21 protein-coding genes and 1 pseudogene are annotated in these 22211 nt (G+C 59.9%); 19 read left to right on the forward strand and 3 right to left on the reverse strand.

Annotated elements, in window-relative coordinates:
* Positions 1-81 precede the first annotated feature (81 nt).
* The 9 genes and pseudogenes from atpB to CAY35_RS03810 all read left to right on the forward strand — a co-directional run bounded on the left by atpB (position 82) and on the right by CAY35_RS03810 (position 7590).
* A complete protein-coding gene (atpB, locus tag CAY35_RS03770; protein ID WP_101629517.1) occupies positions 82-891 on the forward strand; it encodes a F0F1 ATP synthase subunit A in 810 nt (269 codons plus the stop codon).
* A 110-nt stretch (positions 892-1001) separates the two neighbouring features.
* The gene (gene atpE, locus CAY35_RS03775) at positions 1002-1214 is read left to right on the forward strand and encodes an ATP synthase F0 subunit C (RefSeq protein WP_035754591.1); all 213 of its coding nucleotides are present in this window, start codon (positions 1002-1004) and stop codon (positions 1212-1214) included.
* An 81-nt stretch (positions 1215-1295) separates the two neighbouring features.
* A pseudogene (locus tag CAY35_RS03780) lies at positions 1296-1840 on the forward strand (F0F1 ATP synthase subunit B).
* On the forward strand, positions 1840-2652 hold the full coding sequence (locus CAY35_RS03785) for a F0F1 ATP synthase subunit delta (protein ID WP_101629515.1): 813 nt from the start codon (positions 1840-1842) through the stop codon (positions 2650-2652). The pseudogene CAY35_RS03780 and the gene CAY35_RS03785 overlap by 1 nt, the downstream one beginning before the upstream one ends.
* A 91-nt stretch (positions 2653-2743) precedes the next feature.
* Positions 2744-4381, forward strand: a complete 1638-nt coding sequence (atpA, locus tag CAY35_RS03790; protein WP_109303382.1) for a F0F1 ATP synthase subunit alpha — start codon at positions 2744-2746, stop codon at positions 4379-4381.
* Between the two features lie 84 nt (positions 4382-4465).
* Positions 4466-5356 carry a F0F1 ATP synthase subunit gamma gene (locus CAY35_RS03795; protein WP_101629513.1) on the forward strand — a complete coding sequence of 297 codons (891 nt, stop codon included), beginning with the start codon at positions 4466-4468 and terminating at the stop codon, positions 5354-5356.
* 48 nt (positions 5357-5404) lie between these two features.
* The gene (atpD, locus tag CAY35_RS03800) at positions 5405-6862 is read left to right on the forward strand and encodes a F0F1 ATP synthase subunit beta (RefSeq protein ID WP_101629512.1); all 1458 of its coding nucleotides are present in this window, start codon (positions 5405-5407) and stop codon (positions 6860-6862) included.
* Positions 6863-6864: 2 nt separating this feature from the next.
* Positions 6865-7140: a F0F1 ATP synthase subunit epsilon gene (locus CAY35_RS03805; RefSeq protein ID WP_109303383.1), complete on the forward strand. Its 276-nt coding sequence runs from the start codon at positions 6865-6867 to the stop codon at positions 7138-7140.
* Positions 7141-7146: 6 nt separating this feature from the next.
* On the forward strand, positions 7147-7590 hold the full coding sequence (locus CAY35_RS03810; protein WP_109303384.1) for a DUF2550 family protein: 444 nt from the start codon (positions 7147-7149) through the stop codon (positions 7588-7590).
* Between the two features lie 81 nt (positions 7591-7671).
* Here the strand turns inward: CAY35_RS03810 and nucS are convergent, their stop codons facing one another.
* Both nucS and CAY35_RS03825 read right to left on the reverse strand, forming a co-directional pair.
* Positions 7672-8367 (reverse strand): endonuclease NucS, encoded by a 696-nt coding sequence (nucS, locus tag CAY35_RS03815; protein WP_109303385.1) that lies wholly within the window; start codon positions 8365-8367, stop codon positions 7672-7674.
* A gap of 537 nt (positions 8368-8904) precedes the next feature.
* Complete coding sequence (locus tag CAY35_RS03825) at positions 8905-10347, reverse strand: AI-2E family transporter (RefSeq protein WP_109303386.1); 1443 nt, start codon at positions 10345-10347, stop codon at positions 8905-8907.
* A gap of 151 nt (positions 10348-10498) precedes the next feature.
* Here CAY35_RS03825 and CAY35_RS03830 point away from each other — a divergent pair, with 151 nt between their 5' ends.
* The 7 genes from CAY35_RS03830 to CAY35_RS03860 all read left to right on the forward strand — a co-directional run bounded on the left by CAY35_RS03830 (position 10499) and on the right by CAY35_RS03860 (position 18737).
* Positions 10499-12553, forward strand: a complete 2055-nt coding sequence (locus CAY35_RS03830; RefSeq protein WP_146191912.1) for a hypothetical protein — start codon at positions 10499-10501, stop codon at positions 12551-12553.
* Positions 12439-12795: a hypothetical protein gene (locus CAY35_RS03835; protein ID WP_146191913.1), complete on the forward strand. Its 357-nt coding sequence runs from the start codon at positions 12439-12441 to the stop codon at positions 12793-12795. Before CAY35_RS03830 ends, CAY35_RS03835 begins: the two co-directional genes overlap by 115 nt.
* Positions 12796-12866: 71 nt before the next feature.
* The gene (locus tag CAY35_RS03840) at positions 12867-13865 is read left to right on the forward strand and encodes a tetratricopeptide repeat protein (RefSeq protein ID WP_109303389.1); all 999 of its coding nucleotides are present in this window, start codon (positions 12867-12869) and stop codon (positions 13863-13865) included.
* 232 nt (positions 13866-14097) lie between these two features.
* On the forward strand, positions 14098-14871 hold the full coding sequence (locus CAY35_RS03845; RefSeq protein ID WP_109303390.1) for an ABC transporter ATP-binding protein: 774 nt from the start codon (positions 14098-14100) through the stop codon (positions 14869-14871).
* A complete protein-coding gene (locus tag CAY35_RS03850; RefSeq protein WP_146191914.1) occupies positions 14856-16436 on the forward strand; it encodes a hypothetical protein in 1581 nt (526 codons plus the stop codon). Before CAY35_RS03845 ends, CAY35_RS03850 begins: the two co-directional genes overlap by 16 nt.
* A gap of 73 nt (positions 16437-16509) precedes the next feature.
* Positions 16510-16809, forward strand: coding sequence for a DUF3039 domain-containing protein (locus tag CAY35_RS03855; protein ID WP_375231747.1), 300 nt, complete (start codon positions 16510-16512; stop codon positions 16807-16809).
* A 161-nt stretch (positions 16810-16970) separates the two neighbouring features.
* Positions 16971-18737 carry a DEAD/DEAH box helicase gene (locus CAY35_RS03860; RefSeq protein ID WP_109303393.1) on the forward strand — a complete coding sequence of 589 codons (1767 nt, stop codon included), beginning with the start codon at positions 16971-16973 and terminating at the stop codon, positions 18735-18737.
* Positions 18738-18837: 100 nt separating this feature from the next.
* On the opposite strand, the gene CAY35_RS03865 is transcribed toward CAY35_RS03860, so the two are convergent.
* Positions 18838-20145 (reverse strand): nicotinate phosphoribosyltransferase, encoded by a 1308-nt coding sequence (locus tag CAY35_RS03865; protein ID WP_109303394.1) that lies wholly within the window; start codon positions 20143-20145, stop codon positions 18838-18840.
* Between the two features lie 84 nt (positions 20146-20229).
* Here CAY35_RS03865 and clpS point away from each other — a divergent pair, with 84 nt between their 5' ends.
* The 3 genes from clpS to murI are packed head-to-tail and all read left to right on the forward strand — an operon-like array spanning position 20230 to position 22204.
* Complete coding sequence (gene clpS / locus CAY35_RS03870) at positions 20230-20538, forward strand: ATP-dependent Clp protease adapter ClpS (protein ID WP_109303395.1); 309 nt, start codon at positions 20230-20232, stop codon at positions 20536-20538.
* Positions 20538-21221: a DUF2017 family protein gene (locus CAY35_RS03875; protein ID WP_109303396.1), complete on the forward strand. Its 684-nt coding sequence runs from the start codon at positions 20538-20540 to the stop codon at positions 21219-21221. The genes clpS and CAY35_RS03875 overlap by 1 nt, the downstream gene beginning before the upstream one ends.
* A gap of 47 nt (positions 21222-21268) precedes the next feature.
* Positions 21269-22204, forward strand: a complete 936-nt coding sequence (murI, locus tag CAY35_RS03880; RefSeq protein WP_109303397.1) for a glutamate racemase — start codon at positions 21269-21271, stop codon at positions 22202-22204.
* The last annotated feature ends 7 nt before the right edge of the window (positions 22205-22211 follow it).

Below are 22211 nucleotides of genomic sequence, written 5' to 3' on the forward strand. Positions count from 1 at the left end.
CACGAGTCTCCGAACATCACGATGTCATCGCTGATGAGTTTCGTGCGGAGACAGCCGTACAGCTTCTAGAGAGGAAACGCGTTGATCGCGCTTGCGCTTTCCACAGCCGCCGGTTCCGACGGTTTCACCCCACCAACCATCGATGACCTCCACCTTCCGGAGATTATCCCGTGGGGCGCCGAATACGGCACCGGTTTTGGTAAGCAGATGCTTGTTGTTCTGCTAACTGTTTTGCTCCTCTCGTGGTTCTTTGTCGCTGCAGCACGCAAGCGGCAGATGATTCCAGGCCGCTTCCAGTTCTTCGGTGAAGGCTTCTACTCCTTCGTCCGGAACTCAGTGGGCCGTGACATGCTCGGCGAAAAGGAATTCCGCAAGTACACACCACTCCTCGTGGCGTTGTTTGCGTTTGTCCTTGTCAGCAACCTGATGGGCGCTGTGCCCTTCATCCAACTGCCCACCACGTCACACGTCGGCACAGCGTACGCGCTAGCCGGCATCGTGTACCTCTACTGGATTTACCTGGGCTTCAAGACCCACGGGATTGGCTACTTCAAGGTCGCACTCATGCCATCGGGTGTGCCGTGGCCTTTCTATTTCCTTGTGATCCCGATCGAGATCGTTTCGACGTTCTTGGTTCGTCCAATGACGCACTCGCTGCGTCTGTTCGCGACCATGCTTTCGGGTCACATGATCGTTGCGCTTGCTGGCTCAGCGATGAACTTCATGTTCCTGAAGATGGGTGAGTGGTACGGATATCCACTCGGTGTGCTCGTCTTCATCGGTGCAGTAGGTATGTTCCTCTTCGAGATCTTCATCATGGTTCTGCAGGCATACGTCTTTGCCCTGCTGACCGCGGTGTACATCCAGAGCTCGATCGCGGAAGCCCACTAGCATCAACCAACAAACTGCCTTATAGCGAGACGTTATAAGGAAGACCATCCGCCCTTGTCCGCGGATCCCTAAACCAGTTCACAAACCGCGGACACCGTGAAAGGAAAATCATGCAGATCTCCGGAAACCTCAACGCCATCGGCTACGGTCTCTCCGCCATCGGTGGTGGTATTGGCGTGGGCCTCGTGTTCGCTGCCTTCATCCAGGGTGTCGCACGCCAGCCGGAACTCCAGAACAAGCTGCAGCCACTCGCCTTCATGGGCCTGGCATTTACCGAGGCACTTGCAATTCTGGGTCTCGTCTTCGCGTTCGTCTGGAACTAATCGCGTGACTTCTCCTTGGGCTATCAAGGCACAAGGGAAAACCACGCTGATGCACCATTACGCAAGAAAGACGGGTGAAACATGGATAACGCAGTGATCCTCGCGGCCGGCGCCGCTAATCCGCTGCTGCCGAACTGGTGGGAGGTGCTCGTCACCCTCGTCGGCTTCCTGGTTCTGCTGATCATCGTCGGCAAGGTAGCCACCCCGATGTTCGAGAAGACCTTCGAAGAGCGCACCGCAGCTATCGAAGGTGGCATCCAGAAGGCAGAAGCTGCACAGGCTGAAGCCGAGGCTGCAAAGGCTGAATACCAGCAGCAGCTGCAGGAAGCCCGCACCGAAGCAAACCGCATCCGTGAGGAAGCGCGCGCTGAGGGTGCACAGATCCTTGCTGAGATGAAGCTAAGGCCGCCGAAGATGCAGCACGCATCACCGAGCAGGCACACGCCAGCATCCAGGCAGAGCGCGTTGCTGCTCAGGCCTCCCTCCGCACTGAGGTTGGCACGTTGGCAACCGACCTCGCTTCGAAGATCGTCGGTGAAGCACTCGAAGACGACGCACGCTCGCAGCGCGTTGTTGACCGCTTCCTCGCTGACCTCGAAGCACAGCAGCAGGGGGCGTCGAACTAATGGCAACTGCGACGAACGAGGCGCTGGCGAACGCGCTGGCAGCACTCGAGTCTTCGGCCGCTACCGCCGAGCTTTCCTGGGCGACCGACCTTTTCGGCGCTCTGAACGTCATCGACGAGAATGCAGCTTTGCGCCGTGCGCTGACGGACCCATCGCGGGAACCGGAAGCCCGAGCTGGCCTGGTGCGCACCCTCTTCGGAGAGCGCATCGGTGATAAGGCTCGTGAGGTCCTCGAGGGGCTGGCGCGCTCGCGCTTCTCCACCGAGCGGGACCTAGGCGACACCCTCGAACTCGTCGCCGCCATCACCGCGACGACCGTTGCCGAAAAGGCAGACGGCGCCGCTGGACTGGACAAACTCCAGACCGAGCTGCTCGGTTTCGTTGACCTGGTCGCTTCCGATCACGAGCTCCAATGGGCTCTCACTGATCCGCAGGCGCCAGTCGATGCGAAGGTTGAGCTCGCGCAGAAGCTTGTTCCACAGGCATCTGACGTGACCCGCACACTGCTGGCGCAGGCGGTATCTCACCCTCGCGGCTTGCGACCTACAGCACTGGTAGAGCGCTTCGCTGAAATCGCGGCACACCGGCAGCAGCGTTTCATCGCTACGGTGAGTGTGACCCGTCCGCTGACCGATTCGCAGCGCGAACGACTGCAGGCAGGGCTGAACTCAATGTACGGTCGCGAACTTCGACTCAACGAAGTGATCGACCCGGCCGTTGTAGGTGGCGTTCGCATTGTCGTAGGCGATGAAGTGGTTGACGCAACCGCTGCTAGCCGCCTGGCAGATTTGCGCCGCAAGCTCGCAAGCTAAGTCCGCAACCGAGTAGTTTTAAAAGCATGACGTCCCTTCGACCGGCAGGAAACCGGTAGGGACCACCAATCTAGAGAGCAGGGAGAGGCAGATGGCCGAGCTGACCATCAATGCCGAGGAAGTCCGTAACGCACTCAACACCTTCGCAGAGTCCTACACCCCGGATTCCGCAGAGCGTGTAGAGGTCGGACACGTTGTCTCGGCAGCTGACGGCATTGCCCACGTAGAGGGTCTTCCCTCCGTGATGGCGAACGAACTGGTTCGTTTTGAAGACGGAACCCTGGGCCTGGCCCAGAACCTGGACCGCCGCGAAATCGGTGTTGTTGTCCTGGGTGACTTTGAAGGTATTGAAGAGGGTCAGGAGGTCCACCGCACCGGAGAGATTCTCTCCGTACCAGTCGGTGACGAATTCCTCGGCCGCGTAGTTGACCCGCTGGGTCAGCCAATTGACGATCAGGGCGAGATCAAGGCTGAAGGCCGCCGCGCACTCGAGCTGCAGGCCCCAACCGTGACCCAGCGTCAGTCGGTTAACGAGCCGCTGCAGACCGGCCTCAAGGCGATCGACGCAATGATCCCTGTTGGCCGTGGCCAGCGTCAGCTGATCATTGGTGACCGCCAGACCGGTAAGACCGCTATTGCGATCGACACCATCCTGAACCAGAAGGAAAACTGGGCATCGGGTGACGTCACCAAGCAGGTTCGCTGCATCTACGTCGCAATCGGCCAGAAGGCATCCACGATTGCAGCAGTCAAGTCGACCCTAGAAGAGCATGGCGCGATGGAGTACACCACCATCGTTGCTTCGCCAGCATCCGACTCCGCAGGTTTCAAGTACCTCGCACCATACGCTGGCTCCGCAATCGGTCAGCACTGGATGTACGGCGGCAAGCACGTCCTCATCATCTTCGACGACCTGTCGAAGCAGGCTGAGGCATACCGCTCCGTTTCCCTCTTGCTGCGCCGCCCACCGGGCCGTGAAGCATACCCAGGTGACGTCTTCTACCTGCACTCCCGCCTCCTCGAGCGCTGCGCGAAGCTCTCGGACGAGATGGGTGCCGGCTCGATGACCGGTCTGCCGATCATTGAGACCAAGGCAAACGACGTCTCCGCGTTCATTCCAACGAACGTTATTTCCATTACCGACGGTCAGATCTTCTTGCAGTCCGACCTCTTCAACGCTAACCAGCGTCCAGCTGTCGACGTGGGTGTTTCCGTTTCCCGCGTTGGTGGTGCGGCACAGGTCAAGGCAATGAAGAAGGTTTCCGGTACCTTGAAGCTCGACCTGGCACAGTACCGCGACATGCAGGCGTTCGCGATGTTCGCATCGGACCTCGATGCTGCATCCCGCCAGCAGCTGACCCGCGGTGCACGCCTCATGGAGCTGCTCAAGCAGGGCCAGTACAAGCCGTACTCCGTGCCAGAGCAGGTTGCCTCCATCTGGGCTGGTACCAACGGTTACCTCGACGACGTTCCAGTCGAAGACGTCAACCGCTTCGAGTCTGAGTTCCTGGAGAGCCTGCGCCACCGCACCTCGATCCTGACCACGATCGCTGAGACTGGCAAGCTCGAGGACTCCACCGTTGCAGAGCTCGAATCTGCTATCGGTGAGTTCAAGCGTGGCTTCTTCGGTGAAGGCCACGACACCCTGGTGACTGCCGGGCACGAAGAGCACGATGCTCTCTCAGCCGAGGACGTCAACCAGGAGCAGATCGTCAAGCAGAAGCGCTGATCGCACATCCGCTGAAGGTGGCGGCGGACCACCGAGACATCGAAGGTTCGCCGCCCGCCACCAGCGGGGCATGAAAGGACATCCATGGGAGCCCAAATCCGGGTTTACCGCCAGAAGATCGCATCGACATCTTCGATGAAGAAGATCTTCAAGGCGATGGAGCTGATCGCGACCTCGCGCATTACCAAGGCGCGTAACGCCGTTACCGCAGCCCTGCCTTATGCCAATGCGATCACTCGCGCTGTATCTGCCGTATCCTCGCAGTCCGAAATCGACCACGTCCTGACCCGTGAGAAGGCGACCGCTAAGCGTTCCGCTGTAGTGGTTTTCACCTCCGACCGCGGTCTCGCCGGTTCCTACTCCGCAACCATCATGAAGGAAGCGGAAGAGCTCATCACGGCTCTCAAGGAAGAAGGCAAGGAAGTGGACGCGTACCTGGTGGGTCGCAAGGCGCAGCAGTACTACGACTTCCGCGGACGCGAGTACAAGCGAGTGTGGACAGGTAACACTGACGCACCCGTATTCGATACTGCTCAGGAAATTGGCGCCGCCGTGCTCGAGGCCTTCGAGCGTGAATACGAAAACGGTGGGGTAGACGAGATCCACCTCGTGTACACCCAGTTCAAGTCGATGGTGACGCAGGAACCAAACGTGACGCGTTTGCTTCCACTCGAAGTTGTCGAAGAAGAAGTTCAGGACGAATCCGAGCTGCTTCCGCTCTACGACTACGAGCCAGAACCAGAGCAGGTGCTCGACGCACTGCTCCCGCGCTACCTCGACTCTCGAATCTTCGCAGCCATGTTGCAGGCTGCAGCGTCCGAGCTTGCAGCTCGCCAGCGTGCAATGAAGAACGCAGGCGACAACGCAGAAGAACTGATTGAGAAGTACACGCGACTGCGTAACAACGCCCGCCAGGCAGAAATTACGCAGGAGCTCACGGAGATCGTCGCAGGCGCCGATTCCCTCGGCGGCTAAGACCCCTCAACCGAAGACCACCCCAGCTATAACAGCGAAGTGAGAGACATGACTGCTCAAGTTACCGAAGCGGCAGCGACCGCGACGCCGGGCGCAACCGGCCGCATCGCTCGCGTGATCGGTCCGGTCGTGGACGTCGAGTTCCCGGCCGACGCGATCCCAGCGATCTACAACGCACTGACCTGTGAGGTCACCCTCGCAGGCGAAACCCGCAAGATCACGTTCGAGACCTCCCAGCACCTGGGCGACAACCTCGTACGTGCAATCTCCCTGCAGACTACCGATGGTCTGGTTCGTGGCACCACCGTTCAGGACACCGGTGCTCCGATCTCCGTCCCAGTAGGTGACGGCGTCAAGGGACACATCTTCAACGTTCTGGGTGAAGCCCTCGACGTTGAACAGGACGAAATCAAGGCCGACGCCCACTGGCCGATCCACCGCAAGCCTCCGCACTTCGCAGAGCTTGAAGGTGCAACCGAGATGCTGGAAACCGGTATTAAGGTTATTGACCTTCTGACCCCTTACATCAAGGGTGGAAAGATTGGTCTGTTCGGTGGCGCTGGTGTTGGTAAGACCGTTCTGATTCAGGAAATGATTACCCGTGTTGCTCGCAACTTCGGTGGTACCTCGGTATTCGCCGGTGTTGGTGAGCGTACCCGTGAGGGTAACGACCTCTGGGTCGAAATGGAGGAAGCAGGCGTTCTCAAGGACACCGCCCTCGTATTCGGCCAGATGGACGAGCCACCAGGCACGCGTCTGCGCGTCGCGCTGACCGGCCTGACCATGGCGGAGTACTTCCGTGACGTTCAGAACCAGGACGTTCTGCTCTTCATCGACAACATCTTCCGCTTCACCCAGGCAGGTTCCGAGGTTTCGACCCTTCTCGGTCGTATGCCTTCCGCAGTGGGTTACCAGCCGAACCTCGCTGACGAGATGGGTCTGCTGCAGGAACGCATTACCTCGACCCGCGGTCACTCGATTACGTCGATGCAGGCAATTTACGTCCCTGCGGATGACTACACCGACCCTGCGCCAGCAACCACGTTCGCGCACTTGGATGCAACCACCGAGCTCTCCCGTGAGATTGCTTCCCGTGGTCTGTACCCAGCAGTGGATCCGCTGACCTCGACCTCCCGCATTCTGGACCCACAGTACGTGGGTCAGGATCACTACGACACGGCAGTCCGCGTCAAGCAGATCCTCCAGAAGAACAAGGAGCTCCAGGACATCATCGCGATCCTCGGTGTCGACGAGCTTTCCGAAGAGGACAAGATCGTCGTTTCGCGTGCACGTCGCATCCAGCAGTTCCTGTCCCAGAACACCTACACCGCTCTGCAGTTCACCGGTGTTGAAGGCTCGACGGTTCCAATCAAGGACACCATCGAAGGCTTCAAGATGATCGCAGACGGCGACGTTGACCACCTGCCAGAGCAGGCGTTCTTCAACTGTGGTGACATGGAAGACGTACACCGCCAGGCAGCCGAGATCGAAAAGGCCACTAAGTAATTATGGCTACGTTGGATGTGGAAGTTGTCGCAGCAGACCGCCACGTGTGGTCTGGTGAGGCACGTTTCGTGAAAGCAACCACGGTGGAAGGTGAGATCGGTGTCATGCCGTCCCACTCGCCACTCATGGCTCTGCTTGCCAGCGGCGACGTGGAGGTAGAGCCCGTCGATGGCGCTCGCATCCACATTCAGGCCGCTGGGGGCTTCTTCTCGGTCGATTCGAACCGAGTCACCATTGTCGCTGACCGTGCGTCGCTCGTGGACTCGACCGTAGCCTGATTCACCATGTCGATAGCACAGGGGCTACTCCTGTTGGGAGTTCTTGTTCTTGTGGTGATCGGCGCCTACTTCGTTGCTATGGGGGTACGCCGCAACCAGTTGCGGCGTACCCTCGGCACGTTTAAGAGTGCACTGGAAAACCACCAGAACCGATGGACGAAAGTCATCTGCAGGTACGGCGACCACAGGCTCGACGTACTGCGCCTGTTCTCGGTGAGCCCCATCCCAGTGATGAAGCTGCAACGGCCGGACATTGAAGTTCTGGGTTGGGAACCATCCGAGAACGTTGGGGGCCGTTTACCGGCAGACTGGGTTGTGGTCAACCTGAAAAACCGGGAAGAATCACTTCGTCTCGCGATGAGCTACGGAGACTACACCGGCCTCGCCTCGTGGGTCGAAGCCGGGCCGGTAGCTGGCATGGGGACGTGGCGTCAATCGCCATCGAACTGATTGCTCGTAACTGTTGGGGCTCCTCACCGAATCCGGTGAGGAGCCCCAACAGTTTAAAGCCCTATGTTCTAGTCCTAACGTCTAGAACAGCCGTGACTCGACGTCATCCACGCCGCGCATCGCCTCGTAATCAAGAACCAAGCATTCAATGTCCCGATCCTCAGCGAGCGTACGAGCCTGCGGCTTAATGAGTTGCGCCGCGAAAATACCGCGCACAGGCGCCAAATGAGGGTCGCGGTTCATCAACTCAAGATAGCGGGTCAACTGCTCCACGCCATCGATCTCACCGCGACGCTTGAGCTCAATCGCAACGTAGCCGCCATTCGCATCGCGAGCGAGGATATCCACCGGCCCGATAGCGGTCATGTACTCACGCCGCACCAGAGCCGCGCCCTCGCCAATCAAGTGGATCTGCTCAGCCAAAAGGCGCTGCAAATCAGCCTCGACGCCATCCTTGATGAGCCCTGGGTCCACACCGAACTCGTGCGACTCATCAGAAAAGACCTCATAGATGCGGATAGTCAGCGTATCTCCGGTTTTAGCGTTACGGACGATCCACATCGACTCGACGCCTTCTGCAGCATCGACGTCATCGGGTTCCTGCACGTGAGTAGTGACCGGCGCGCTCATCCAGTTGAGAGGCTTATAGGAGCCGCCATCGTTATGAATCAGGACCGAACCATCAGCCTTGACCATGATGAGCCGCTTGGCTTTCGGCAGGTGGGCGTTGAGCCGACCAGTGTAATCAACAGCGCATGTAGCAATCAGAAGTCGCATCCAGGCTAGTTTAGCTCCAGCCGGTGCGCATGCGTGGAGCTGGGTAGGGTGTTAACTGTTTGATGGGCCTCGTGAAGGGAAGGGAACCTTGGGACGCAAGAACCGCCGTGCCCCGCAAGGACGCGGGCCAAGTCGTCGCGGCGGGGGATCGTGTCAGTCGGCGCCGTCCCGGGGTTCGCGCCCGGTCCGTACGAGAGCATGGGATCTGGATGCGGGTGCCGGATGGCTCCACTACGGCCACGAACCCCTCCAAGAGTTCAGCGACGGGCTATGGCACGTCCGAGCAGTACCTGGCTACGGTGCTGGGAAACACTACCGCTGCCCAGGCTGTGACCAGCTGATCCCGCCCGGGGTAGCTCACGTCGTTGCATGGCGCGCCGACGGCTCCCGCTCAGATGCAGACGTGGAAGCGGACCGCCGCCACTGGCACAACAAATGCTGGGATAACCACGCGCCGCGTTGCCGTTAAAACCGCGTATCAGCGGGCGTGATACTCCACTAGCGTGTTTCTGCATCCATCAGCGTGCATCTGTGTTGTCAACGTGCATCTTGGCGGCGGAAGAACACTTCCTTGATCAGCGTGATCGCCGCTGCCGCAACCGGGATCGCCATCAGAGCACCCAGGACACCGAACAACGCACCACCAGCGATCACGGCAATCACGACCACGGCACCTGGTACCTTCACTGCACGCGACATGATCTTTGGCGAGATGAAGTACGCCTCGACCTGTAGATAAACGATGTAGAGGATCGCGTACAGCAGAGTCGACTGCCACGACAACGAGAACAGATCTACGATTACGACGAGCGCACCCGCTGTCACGCCACCGACGAGCGGGATGAACGCGAGCATCGCGACACACAGCGCAAGCAACAGCGAATAGGGGACGCCGAAGATCGTCATCAGAATGAATGAGAAACAAGCGTTGATGATAGCGACCGTGGCTTGCCCCATGACGTAGTTACCAACGGAGCGGGTGATGTTCTCTGACAGGACAGCAACGCGTTCCCGCTTGGATGCCGGCGCGAACGAGTAGACGAACAGTTTCAGCTGAGGCATCGAGGCCAGGAAATAGGTCGCGAGAACGAAGACGATGAGTGCTCCGAAGAAGAACTGGCCCACAAAGTTGCCGGCGTTGATCACGTTCGCGAGTGTGTCGGGGCTATTGATGAAGGCCCTGACTTCTTCATTAGCTTTGTCGATGACGTGGAACTGCGCATCGAGTTTTTCGACCAGTGGATGGTTCGTGACACCATCGAGGATCGTGGGAGCCCGGCGGGCCAGCTCGGTGATCTGAGTTATAAGCGCCGGGATCAGCAAGCTCAAGAACCCGCCGATGAACGCGACCATGCCGAGGGCGACCACAAGCACGCCGATCCACCTACGCCAACCGCGCGATTCGAAGAAGCGAACGATGGGGTTGAGGCCGAGCGCGATGAACATCGCCAACGCGATCCAGGTCAATAGTTGTGACAGTTCGGCGAGGACGAGCCAAGCGATGACTGCGATGGCTACGCCTACCGCAAGGCCGAAACCCGTTTTGACGGGGGTGCTAGCCACAGCTGAACCAGCTGGCTTCCCGTCTGCGTCGTCAAGGTCTGACTGCAGTGTTGCATCCGTATCGACGGTGAAGCCGCCCGCAGGTTCTTGCATATGGCGATCGGGCGCTTCTGTTGTCGTGAGGGCGCGGCCAAGCCACGAAGGTACGAACTTGCGGAAGCGTGTTGCTACAGGCGTAGACGCCGCAGCGGGCTTATGTGTGTCCTGTACAGATGATGCGCCGTCGGATGCATCCCGGCTATCCGCGTGTAGCGTTGCGCTTTCAGCTGATTCCTCATCCGCATCGTCAGCGTCTCCGTCGCGGGCATCTGAAGCTAGACGCACTTCTTCCGGGAGATCATCGGGTTGCATCCCAGGCGGGCGCATGTTTACGGTTTCAGACTCCGAGGGTGAGGTCTCGTCTTGATGCGGCGTCATGTGGGCTAGATTACCCAAGTTTCAAGTGATTTTCGGACAGGCTCTAGATCGACTCGTTAGACTCTTTCTATGCGCGGCTGTGTCTGCGTATGTGACTTGACCGAACTGCGGCGTGCTTCGCCGCGGCTGATACGAGGATGATTGACCTATAGTGCGAAAAATTATCAGCACGGTAGCCCTGGTGATAGGCGTGGTGTGCCTCATCATCGGTATTGGACTTATGACGTGGTGGTCGCCCGAGGATCGCCTCAGCGCGGAAGTTCCGCAGGACACCCCGGACGCGCCTATCACGATGATCTCTTCGGATCTTCATCTGGCTCCTGAATCGAATCCCGAGGTCAAGTTGGGTGAGGGCAGCAAATTCACTGTTGTTGTTGCCCGTCCGTGGGATATCGATGCTTGGGCTGGCTCCTCGGCGGTGAACGTCATCGAATCTGTGGATACTGATGAGCGTACGTTCAAGGTTGAGCACAGAAAGGGCGAGGCGAAGGCGCCGAACCCGAAAGGCTCTGATCTGTGGATCTCAGAATCGGAGCAGGACGGCCGTTGGGATGTGACCTGGCCTGAGGAGATCCGTGGGCCGATTGCTTTGATGGTCATGAAGGACGGCTCTGAGCCTGCTCCTAAGGATCTTGTGGTGACGTGGGACAACCCGGAGGCTGAGACGTCGGTCAAGTGGTCTAAAGCGACTCCGTGGTTCGTTGCAGCCGTCATCTTGTTTGGTCTTGCGCTGATTCTGGCGATGTCGCGTCCTAAGAAGCGCACTGGGCGGCGCGTAGCTGAGTCTCCGCGTCGTGCCGCTGCGGCTCGGCGTGAGAGTGGTGTAGGCGAGAGGCGTCCGCGCCAAGGACGCCAGGCCGCAGCAGGTTCTGGCGCCGCTGCCGCGGGTGTTGTGACTGCGGATGCGGTTGCTCCAGAGAATGCGCGTACTGATGACGTCGACGCATCCGAAGAGAACGCGGTAGAGGACGTTCGCGGGGAAGAGCAACATGCTGGTTTGCCTAATTTTGGTGGTACCGAGCCGTATGTCCCGCAGTCGGATGACACGATCGTTTCGAACCGTATGCATGGGGTCGTAGCTCCCGCTGAAGCTGAGGAAGCCGATGCCGAAGCTGAGGACGTCGAGGCTGAGGACGAGACCGTTCCTGCGGACGCAGGGGAGTCCGCGGCCGAGCATGACGTTGCGGATGTATCGAACGACGCTGACTCGAACGACGATGACTCGAACGACAACGATTTCGATGGCGGAATGCCTGTCGTGCAGTCGTACGGCGATGACACGGAAGTCATCGATGTTGAGGCCGTCGATGATGAGGCCCAGCAGGAGGGTGGCGCTGTGAAGCCTGAAGATGATCAGCGTATGCAGTCCGTAGCCGATAACGGTGACCAAGCGCCAGGTGCCCGCCGCCGTGGCCAGGCCCCTCGCCAACGTTTGTGGAAGCGTCTGGCTGCTGCCGGCGCTGCTTTGGGTGTTGCAGTTCCTGCGCAGTTGGCTTGGGCGGATCCGTCATCGGATACCGTCGCGTTGTCGACACCTTCAGAGGTGGAATCTTCTGACGATGAGGCCTACTCGGTCTTGGTTACGTCGCAGCTTGAGCGCATCATCAAGGATGCTAGCGAGGTTGGCGCCACGGGTGACAAGGACCGCGACGCTAAGAAGCTTGAGGATCGCTTCGATGGCGCGGCATTGACCTTGCGTAAAGACCTGTACTCGGCGCTCAAGAAGAAGGTCAAGCTGAATGACAATCTTGTTCCGCCGATTTCGAGCAAGGTTGTGACAGCCGCTGTTCCGGTTGATCGTGAGTTCCCTCGCACCGTGATGGCGGTGACGACAGACAGCAACAAGGATCTGCCGGTCGTCGTGACGCTCAAGCAGGCGAGCGCGCGTGAGCAGTACAAGGTTGTCTCTGCCGTTCCGATGGTCGAAAAGGCAACGTTCCCAGGCATCGCTGTAGGAGATCCGCAAGTGAGTGTGGTTGCTCCGGGCGATTCTAAGGATGGCCTGATGTCGCCCGACGAGGCTTTGAAGCAGTTCGCTGCCGCGCTCGCGAAGGAGAAGTCGGATCTGCGAAGAAGTTTGCAAAGTCGTCGATGGTGGACCAGCTCCGTAAAGCGAATGCGGACACGAAGAAGAGCTACGAGGACGACGGCAAGGGTAAGTTCACGACGTCCTACAAGGTTGATGCCAAGTCCGCGAACGCCGTGAAGCTTCCTGACGGCAGCGTCATGGTTTCCGGTTCGATCACGGAGACCATGACGATGACTCCGGAAGAGGACGGCGGCAAGACGACGTTGGCCGGATTCATTCGTGAGTTTATTGGGGAGAAGGAAACCGAGAAGCCGATCGAGGCCCGGTTGACGATCCCTGTTGTCATCAATATTAAGAACGGTAAGCCGGCAGAGATCGTTGGTATGTCGTACGTACCGGTTGGCGCTGAGCTGAAGTAGTTGTCTGGGCTCCGTAGCCGTTGAATGCAGTGCTTTCGGGGTGTCGTTGAGAGGATGATTCCGTCTTGTCTATGAGTTCCTCATCGTTTGAGCCGCAAGGCATGGGCCAGGATCAGGGCGCACCTGAGCGTCAGGTTGAGCCTGCTGTTCCGGCGTCTTCGGCTGGTGCGGTGGATCTGTCGGCTTTAAGTCAGCAGGCCCAGCATGCAGCAAACGCAACCGCGTCTGATCAGGCCACCGCCACATCGGGCATGGAAGCGACGCTGGGGCAGTGGGCCACGGTCATTACTGAGCAATCGCTTCAGGAGTTCGCGCAGCTAAGCGCGCGTGTTCCGGCGTTCATGGTCGCGTATTCGGCCCGTTCCGAGTCGGCTGACGCGGTGGTTCGCGTTGTCGACGATGCGGTTGAGGCTCAGGCCGGCAAGTTCATCCTGGGTGTTGTGGATGTCGATGAGCAGCCACGGGTTGCCCAGGCGCTGCAGATTCAGCAGGTCCCGATGGTGCTAGCGATCTTGGGTGGCCGACCGATGCCGTTGTTCGCTGGCCCGGTCGATGCTGAGCAGATGGCTGCGGCTCTTCAGGAATTGCAGCAGGTCGCTGTTCAGCAGGGCATGGCGTCCACTGTTCCTCCGATCAACACTGCCGGCGCTGAAGCCACCGGTGGGCGGTTCGCTGAGGCTGATGCGCTGGTTGCGCAGGGGGAGTACGATGCGGCGCGGGCTCTGTACGAGCGTGCGGTTGAGGAGAACCCGGCTGATGCTGAGGCCGAGGCTGGCGTGCATCGGGTGGATCTGTTGAAGCGTGTCTCTGCTTTTGATGCGCAGGCGGTGCGTGACGCTGCAGCCTCCCGTCCGGATGATGTTCAGGCTCAGATCGACGTTGCTGATCTTGATGTTGTGGGTGGGCACGTGGATGACGCCTTCTTGCGTTTGATCCGCTTCATCGGTGCGCACCACGGCGATGACAGGGAGACCGCGCGCGTGCATTTGGTTGAGCTGTTTAGCGCGGTGGGACAGAACGATCCGCGTGTTGCAGCTGGCCGCCGCAAGCTCGCGATGAGCTTGTTCTAGATGAGCTTGTTTTAGGAGAACCGCGGCATCCTGCCAGCTACGTGATGCAAGCACCACCCTCAACGGCGTGGTGCTTGCATCGTTTAAGCGTGCGTGTTTGGATTTTTCTATGACACATAACGCGAGCGAACCCGCGCATAACCACGACCGAAACGAACAAGCTCCCCAGAGCTATCAGAACGACACACCGCAGAATTACAGAGCACAGGAGAACCCTCCTGAAAGCCACCACATGCAACAGCTGGCCGATCCGTCTACGGCGGCGGTGAGCTTCCGCGGTTTAGGCAAGACGTTCGGGGACAAGGTCGCTGTATACCCATTCGCGTTTGATGTCCCACGCGGCTCGTTCTACGGTTTGGTCGGCCCGAATGGTGCCGGTAAGACGACGACGCTGTCGATGCTGACGGGCTTGTTGCGCCCGGATATGGGCCATGCGTACGTGCACGGCGTTGATGTGTGGGAGCAGCCGCTTGTGGCTAAGCAGAAGCTGGGTGTTCTCGCGGATGGCATGCGTCTTTTCGATCGTCTTTCAGGTCGTCAGCTGATCACGTATACGGGTCGTCTGCGTGGCATGGATGCCGCGGTGGTCGATGAGCGGGTTGAGGACCTTCTGCGGGTCATGGATCTGCAGGGCGCGGCTGACAAGCAGGTCGTTGATTATTCGGCCGGTATGCATAAGAAGGTTGCGTTGGCGTGCGCGATGGTTCATGCGCCGCAGGTTTTGGTTCTGGATGAGCCGTTCGAGGCCGTTGATCCGGTTTCGAGCGCGAACATTCGCGACATTCTGAACACGTACGTCGAGCAGGGCGGCACGGTTCTGATTTCGAGCCACGTTATGGATTTGGTTCAGCGGATGTGCTCGCACGTTGCGGTGATTGCTCAGGGCGAGTTGAAGGCTGCGGGCACGGTGGACGATGTGCGTGGCGGTATGTCGCTTGAGGATCGCTTTGTTGATCTGGTGGGTGGCCGAGGCGAGCACGGGGGTTTGTCTTGGTTGCACAACTGATTAAGTTGCGGTGGAGGCTGTTCGTCAACGGCCTGGTCCGCAATAAGTGGCAGTTAGTGGGCGTGATTCTGGGCGCTCTATATGTGGGTTTCCTGCTGGTGATGGGTGCGTTGGCACTGGCCTCGTTGGAGCCCTGGGCGCTTCCGATCGCCCAGATGATCGTGGTGGTCCTGGGCGCGCTCGTGGTTCTGGGGTGGACTGTTGTTCCCGCGTTCTTCACGGGTATGGATGGTTCGATGGATCCGCAACGGTTCGCGTTGTTTCCGATCAAAGCGCGAACGCTCGCTCCGGGCTTGCTGTTGGCTGGTTTCATTGGCGTTCCGGGCCTAGCCACGCTGGTGTGCATGCTGATCGCCGCGTTTGCTTTCAAAGTGAGCGTTGGCTGGCTCGTGGCCGGGCTTGTTGCTGGTGTTCTGTCGGCGCTCGCGGCTCAGCTGTATGGCCGAACCTTTATGGCGTGGTTCAGCTCGGTGGGAGTTAAGCGTGGTGTGCGTGAGCTGGGCACTGTGGTGCTGTTCGTTCCGGTGATGTTCATTGGTCCGGCGCTCGCGACGCTGAAACCGGATGAAGATCCGGGGCGCTTGCTCGATATGTTCAATACTGTGGCCGAGGTGAGCTCGTATACGCCGTTCGGTGCGTTCTTTGGAGCTGTGTGGGCGTTCGCATCGGGCAACGTGGTGCACGGCGTTATCTCTACTGTGATCGGGCTTGCAAGCCTCATCGTGTGCTGGGTCCTCTATGTTCGCGTGGTTGAGAAGGCGACGGTGTCTCCACCACGGATCGTGGCAGCCAAGGAGACTAAGGGGCTTGGCTGGATCGGCCGGATGCCGGCGACGCCGTGGGGCGCTATCGCAGGCCGCGCTTTGGTGTATTGGACGCGGGACGCTCGCTATTCTGCTTCGCTCATTTTCCTACCGGTCATCATTGTCATCTTTGGCGTTGTGATGCCTTTGACGAAGGTCGAGACCGGGATTGGCGGGCACCTCACCGCTATTTTCGTCGGGGCGATTATGGGCTTCAGCATTTCTGCAGATGTTTCGTACGATTCGACGGCCTTCCACACGCACGTTCTGACGGGTGTGCGTGGTTGGCAGGATCGATTGGGGCGAGTTGCCGCGGCTGCGCCGTTGTCGTTGATCGCCGTGGTTGTGGGTGCGGTTGTGCCTCTGGCGATCATGGGGCGGCCAGAGATGATCGTGGAGACGTTGCTGGCAGGCATCGCAGCCCTGGGTGTGGCTTTGGGGCTTTCGTCGATCGTTTCGGCGCGTTGGGTTTACGCCGTCCCGCAGCCAGGGGAATCGCCGTTCCAAACCCCGCAGGGCGCAGGTATGCGGATCTTCATCACGCAGACGCTGTACCTCGCTGCGGTTCTGGTTCTGCTCGCGCCAACGTTGGTGTTCTTCCTCACTTCGTGGAATGGGACGCCGGTGGTTCCGCCCGTGGTCTCGGCACTGTTCAACCTCGTCTGGGGCATTGGGGTCTGCGTGCTGGGCATCTGGCTGGGCGGCAAGTGGTTTGACCGTTCAACTCCGGAGCTCATGCAGACCGTGATCCGTAACGCGTGATGCCGCCGAACGTGGCATGAATCATCCGAGCCGGCGGAGTCGCGCATGAGCGACTCCGCCGGCTCGGCTTAGAATGGATGGCATGAGTTCGATCAACGATCCTTTTGCCAACGACCCTGCGTCCACGGGTGGTTCCCCGTCGGCGGGCGGTACCGCCGTCATGGATCGGCAGCTGCAGGAGCAGTTGTCGGAGCCGGGCGATCACGAGCGCTTCGCGCACTATGTTCAGAAGGACAAGATCATGGAGTCCGCTATGACGGGCGAGCCTGTGATCGCGTTGTGCGGTAAGGTCTGGGTTCCTGGCCGGGATCCGCAGAAGTTCCCTGTGTGCCCAGAGTGCAAGGAAGTCTACGATTCAATGATGGGTGACTAATCAACCCCATCGCGGGCAACCGTGCGCCCCTGGGCCACGGTTGCCTCTGTTGTGCCAGCAAGTGTTTAACAGCGCAGTGCACGTGATTGATGACTCAGTGCAAGTATTTGCTCGCGCAGTGCAAGTGTTTGATCGAAAAGTGATTGTGGAGGGATGCTTTTATGTCCGATGCCCTATTTTCCGTGGGCGAGGACATGCCACCTGCGTACCCGGAACGGGCGGCGTGGGGTACGGCACCGAAGCTGCGCCAGTGGCAGGCTGAGGCTCTCGAAGCGTTCTTCAACAGTCCGAACAAGGATTTCCTGGCCGTCGCGACCCCCGGCGCTGGTAAAACGACGTTTGCGCTACGTGTCGCCAAGACGCTGGTTGAGCGCGGCACCATCAACCGCATCACCGTGGTAGCGCCAACCGAGCATCTGAAGACGCAGTGGGCAGACGCCGCGGGCCGCATCGGGCTTTCTATTGACCCGAACTTCAAAAACTCCGATGGCCGCCACGGCCGGGGTTTCATTGGTGTTGCCGTCACGTACGCGCAGGTCGCGAATAAGCCGCTGCTGCATCGTGCGCGGACTGAGGCGGGAAAGACGCTCGTGATCCTGGACGAGGTTCACCACGCTGGCGACGCCCTGAGCTGGGGCGACGGCATTCGGGAGGCGTTCGAGCCCGCGGTGCGTAGGCTTTCGCTCACGGGTACGCCGTTCCGTTCCGATACCGCGCAGATCCCGTTCGTTGAATACGTCGAAGACGACGAGGGCATTCGCCGCTCGAAGGCCGACTACACGTATGGTTACGGCGAAGCGCTCAAGGATCACGTTGTTCGCCCCGTGATGTTCATGGCCTATTCGGGGTCGATGCGGTGGCGCACCTCAACGGGTGAAGAGATGGAAGCCCAGCTGGGTGAGGCCGCGACGAAGGACATCACGCAGTCGGCGTGGCGTACGGCGTTGAACCCTGAGGGGGAGTGGATCCCGAAGGTTCTTCGCGCCGCGGACCAGCGCCTGACGGAGGTGCGCCGTAGCGTGCCAGACGCGGGCGGCTTGGTGATTGCGACGGATCAGGACACTGCGCGGGCGTATGCCGCGATCCTGGATCGGATCACGGGCGAGAAGACCACGGTTGTGCTTTCCGATGATGCGGGTGCCTCGAAACGCATCGAGGACTTCACCGAGAACACAAAGCGCTGGATGGTCGCGGTCCGGATGGTGTCCGAGGGTGTTGACGTTCCGCGGTTGGCGGTCGGGGTCTACGCGACGAGCACCTCGACGCCGCTGTTCTTTGCTCAGGCGATCGGCCGTTTTGTGCGTTCGCGTAAACGCGGCGAAGTCGCGAGTGTTTTCTTGCCGTCGGTGCCTGTTCTGACGCTGCTCGCTAACGAGATGGAGGTCGAACGAGACCACGCTCTCGACCGCCCAACGAGCGGCGAAGACCAGACGATGCAGGAAATCGAGGAAGAACTTGCCGCCGCGAACCGTGAAGAGCGCGCCTCGAACGAGCTGAACCGCGGCACGTTCCAGGCTCTGGAATCGGATGCGAGCTTTGACCGCGTGCTCTACGACGGCGGCGAATTCGGATTGGGGGCAGGCGTCGGTTCCGAGGAAGAACTCGACTTCCTGGGCATCCCCGGGCTTCTGGACGCCGAGCAGGTCGGCGAGCTGCTGCGTCAGCGGCAGGCCAAGCATCTGAGCAAGCGGAAGTCGACGGGGCAACAACAAGCGCCTGGAGTGGTGGATCACCGGCAGCTCATGGACCTGCGCACGCAGCTGGCTAAGTCAGTTGCAGCCTATGCGAACAAGACCGGGATCCCTCACGGCCAGATCCACAACAAGCTACGCGCGATCAGCGGCGGACCACCCGTAGCTCAGGCCTCCGAAAAGCAACTGCGCAACCGCATCTCGGTGCTCCAGAAGTGGTTCGTAGGCCAGAAATAGGCAAGCCAGGACGCTTCAAACAGGACAATATAGATCTGCAAAGCACGCGGGGTTCCCACTGTTCACAGTGGGAACCCCGCGTGCTGTATGTAGCGAAGATTTATTCTTCGATAAGTGTTGGGATCACTGGTTCGCCGCGCATGAGCTGACGCGCTCGGCCCGGCATTTCCTCGATGGACGCTTTGCGGCGTTCGATGGCTGCCTCGACACCAGTTGCGCCGGTCAGGCCAGGCTGAATCTCGCCGTCGACCACGAGCGGGATCTGAAGCGGGCGGTCATTGTCGGTGACCTCGGCAGGGATCCGGTTGACGCCCACGAGTTCGGCGGTCGCACGTCCGCGTTCGTTGATCTGACGGTACGCGTACTTCTTGCCGCCCACGGACTTCTTGCCGGATGCTGACTTCGCTACGGGAACCCATTCGCCGTCGTTGCCTTGGCGTGCAACCAGCTTGTACACCATCGACGCAGTCGGTGCGCCGGAGCCGGTCACGAGCTGAGTGCCCACACCGTAACCGTCAACGGGCGCGGAGCGCAGCGCTGCGATCGCGTACTCGTCGAGGTCGGAGGTCACGATGATCTTGGTGTTGGGGTTGCCGAGGTCATCGAGAAGTTCGCGCACCCACGCGGCCTGGGAAACGAGGTCACCCGAGTCCAGACGGACACCACCGAGCTGTGGGCCGGCGATCTCAACCGCAGTACGGACAGCCTTCTCGACGTCGTAGGTGTCGACCAGCAGGGTCGTATCCACGCCCATCGACTTGATCTGGGCCTCGAACGCTTCACGTTCCGAATCGTGGAGCAACGTAAAAGAGTGCGCCGCGGTTCCGGCAGTGGTGAGGCCGTAGCGGCGACCGGCTTCGAGGTTTGAGGTGCTTGCGAAACCGGCGATGGCGGCGGCGCGGGCTGCGGCGACGGCGGACTCTTCGTTGGTGCGGCGCGAGCCCATCTCGATGCATGGGCGGTCGCCAGCTACAGCGATCATGCGGGATGCCGCGGAGGCTACTGCGGTGTCGTAGTTGAGCACGGAAAGCAGATAGGTCTCCAGGATGACGGCCTCAGCGAACGTGGATTCCACCTGGATGATCGGGGAGTTCGGGAAGTAGATCTCGCCTTCGGCGTAGCCGGTGATCGTCCCTGAGAAACGGAAATCTGCGAGCCAGTTGAGCATCTTTTCGCCAACCACATTGTTGTTGGCGAGGTAGTCGAGGTCTTCGGTCGTGAATCGGAAGTCCTTGAGGCCTTCGAGGAATCGTCCCGTTCCGGCTACCAGACCGTAGCGGCGGCCTTCGGGCAGGCGGCGTGCGAAAACTTCAAAAACACTCTTACGGTTGGCTGTACCGGAAGCCAACGCGGCCTCGATCATGGTCAGCTCGTAGCGGTCGGTCATCAGTGACGTGCTCGTTGACATAACCCCCAGCTTATTACGGAGAGCCCGGCAGATGCGGCACCTCTTGTGTTTGAGCTCATAGCGACTACGCGGCGTACTACTACAATGGCGATTATGGCTGTCGCAACCTCAACGAGGCATCAAGTAGAGAAAGAGAGCGCGCTAGCACCAAGTGCCGCGCGCCCTTTCGAGCTTGTTGTGTGGGACGATCCGGTCAACCTGATGTCCTATGTTTCCTATGTGTTTCGAACATACTTCGGTTATTCAGACGAGGTTGCGCAGAAACTCATGCTTGAAGTGCATCACTCGGGGCAGGCTGTGGTGGCTCGCGGTCCGCGCGAAAAGATCGAAACCGACGTTGAAGCGATGCACGGCTACGGTTTGCAGGCCACGATGCGCGAGGGTGGCGTTTAATGGCGCGCCCCTTCAGGCCAACCCGTAAGGGCTATGCCGCTGAGCTTGAGTATGCGGAAGCGCAACTGCTCGCGATGCTGGCCCGCGATATCGATCAGATGCTAGCGGCTCGCGAAGCGGAACATATCGATGCGGGACTCAAGCCAGCATCGAACGCTAAGGACTCGGCTGGCGGCACCAACGCCGGCGTTGCCGGCGCGTGGTGGGAGGAGCTAGGGCTCAGCAACGACATCGCAGACCCTGACTCCTCGCTACTGGGCGAGGCACATACGTTAGCCGACCCGGAGGACCCGGCGCTTTTGGCAATTCTGCCGCGCTCAATTCACAGCACCGATGCAGTGGGCGCGCTCGACGGCGCTGATGACGCGATGCGTGCACGAACCGAGCCAGGGCTCGTCAGTAGCAAGCGTGAAGGCCTCCAATGGCTCGCCCGCGCTGTGATGAAAGACCCGTTCCTGATCCCGCCTGAGAAGGCCGGGCAGGCGGCTTCGACCCTCAACGTGATGCGGCTCGTGCTGGCTTCCCGCCTTGGGATCGAAAACCAAGAAGACGCCGACCTCGTCCAAGAAGCCATGGAACACGGGGTAACTGAGGACCCGGATCAGGGGATAGCGGTTCTGTACGGCTTCACGTCGTGGTTGCAGGACTCACTCATGCATGCGTTGTTGCGCGGAAAGGCTTAGCCTAGAGAGGCAACAGTACTCGTCTTGTTGGTGCCTCACAGGAGACTATGGAACCCGTACCTACCTCTGCCGATGTAGCTGATGACGCTGGGCAGTCAGGAATCCAAGCCGCGCTACGTGCGGAATCGCTAGCAAGCGATCCGACGTTGGCGCCCATCGGCGTGTTCGATTCCGGGGTGGGTGGTTTGACCGTGGCTCGTGCAATCATCGACCAGCTCCCTCAGGAATCGATCCTCTACGTGGGGGATACCGCGCGCGGACCGTATGGGCCGCTGCAACTTGCGGAGGTTCGCGCGAACGCGCTGGACATCATGGACCAGCTGGTTGAGGCCGGGGTCAAGCAGCTGGTGATCGCATGCAATACGGCGTCGGCGGCGGTCCTGCACGATGCGCGGGAACGCTACACGGTGGGCCACGGTATTCCCGTGGTTGAGGTGATCAAGCCGGCGGTTCGAGCCGCTGTGCGTGCTACTCATACCGGCCGTATCGGCGTGATCGGCACGCAAGCGACGATACGTTCGGGTGCCTATGAGGATGCTTTTGCGGCTGCCCCGCACATTGAGGTCAGCACTGCCGCGTGCCCGCGTTTCGTTGAGTTCGTGGAACGTGGCGAGACCTCGGGCCCGGAGCTTTTGAACCTTGCGCAAGAATACTTACAGCCTCTTAAAGAACAGAACGTGGACACGCTCGTTTTAGGATGCACCCACTATCCGTTGCTGACGGGTGTCGTCTCGTATGTGATGGGGGAGAACGTGAGCCTCGTGTCTTCGGCAGATGAGACCGCGAAGGATGTTTTCCGCTCGCTGACGGAAGAGGGGCTCATCGCGCCGCCGGATGCCACTGGGCAATACACGTTCATGGCTACTGGGGACACCGACCATTTCTCTGCGATGGCTCAGCGGTTCCTCGGGCCGGAAGTCACTGGCGTGACCCACATGCAGATTCGGACGAACAAGAACTCCCGACCAGAGCCGATGGCATGAAGGAGCT

This window comes from Pseudoglutamicibacter cumminsii (genome assembly GCF_003143995.1).
Lineage (GTDB): Bacteria > Actinomycetota > Actinomycetes > Actinomycetales > Micrococcaceae > Pseudoglutamicibacter > Pseudoglutamicibacter cumminsii_B.

Coding starts and splice junctions, on each gene's coding strand:
- atpE (WP_035754591.1), top strand. CDS start 1,002: ATGCAGATCTCCGGAAACCTCAACGCCATCGGCTACGGTCTCTCCGCC.
- CAY35_RS03785 (WP_101629515.1), top strand. CDS start 1,840: ATGGCAACTGCGACGAACGAGGCGCTGGCGAACGCGCTGGCAGCACTC.
- atpA (WP_109303382.1), top strand. CDS start 2,744: ATGGCCGAGCTGACCATCAATGCCGAGGAAGTCCGTAACGCACTCAAC.
- CAY35_RS03795 (WP_101629513.1), top strand. CDS start 4,466: ATGGGAGCCCAAATCCGGGTTTACCGCCAGAAGATCGCATCGACATCT.
- atpD (WP_101629512.1), top strand. CDS start 5,405: ATGACTGCTCAAGTTACCGAAGCGGCAGCGACCGCGACGCCGGGCGCA.
- CAY35_RS03805 (WP_109303383.1), top strand. CDS start 6,865: ATGGCTACGTTGGATGTGGAAGTTGTCGCAGCAGACCGCCACGTGTGG.
- CAY35_RS03810 (WP_109303384.1), top strand. CDS start 7,147: ATGTCGATAGCACAGGGGCTACTCCTGTTGGGAGTTCTTGTTCTTGTG.
- nucS (WP_109303385.1), bottom strand. CDS start 8,367: ATGCGACTTCTGATTGCTACATGCGCTGTTGATTACACTGGTCGGCTC.
- CAY35_RS03825 (WP_109303386.1), bottom strand. CDS start 10,347: ATGACGCCGCATCAAGACGAGACCTCACCCTCGGAGTCTGAAACCGTA.
- CAY35_RS03835 (WP_146191913.1), top strand. CDS start 12,439: ATGGTGGACCAGCTCCGTAAAGCGAATGCGGACACGAAGAAGAGCTAC.
- CAY35_RS03840 (WP_109303389.1), top strand. CDS start 12,867: ATGAGTTCCTCATCGTTTGAGCCGCAAGGCATGGGCCAGGATCAGGGC.
- CAY35_RS03845 (WP_109303390.1), top strand. CDS start 14,098: ATGCAACAGCTGGCCGATCCGTCTACGGCGGCGGTGAGCTTCCGCGGT.
- CAY35_RS03855 (WP_375231747.1), top strand. CDS start 16,510: ATGGATGGCATGAGTTCGATCAACGATCCTTTTGCCAACGACCCTGCG.
- CAY35_RS03860 (WP_109303393.1), top strand. CDS start 16,971: ATGTCCGATGCCCTATTTTCCGTGGGCGAGGACATGCCACCTGCGTAC.
- CAY35_RS03865 (WP_109303394.1), bottom strand. CDS start 20,145: ATGTCAACGAGCACGTCACTGATGACCGACCGCTACGAGCTGACCATG.
- clpS (WP_109303395.1), top strand. CDS start 20,230: ATGGCGATTATGGCTGTCGCAACCTCAACGAGGCATCAAGTAGAGAAA.
- CAY35_RS03875 (WP_109303396.1), top strand. CDS start 20,538: ATGGCGCGCCCCTTCAGGCCAACCCGTAAGGGCTATGCCGCTGAGCTT.
- murI (WP_109303397.1), top strand. CDS start 21,269: ATGGAACCCGTACCTACCTCTGCCGATGTAGCTGATGACGCTGGGCAG.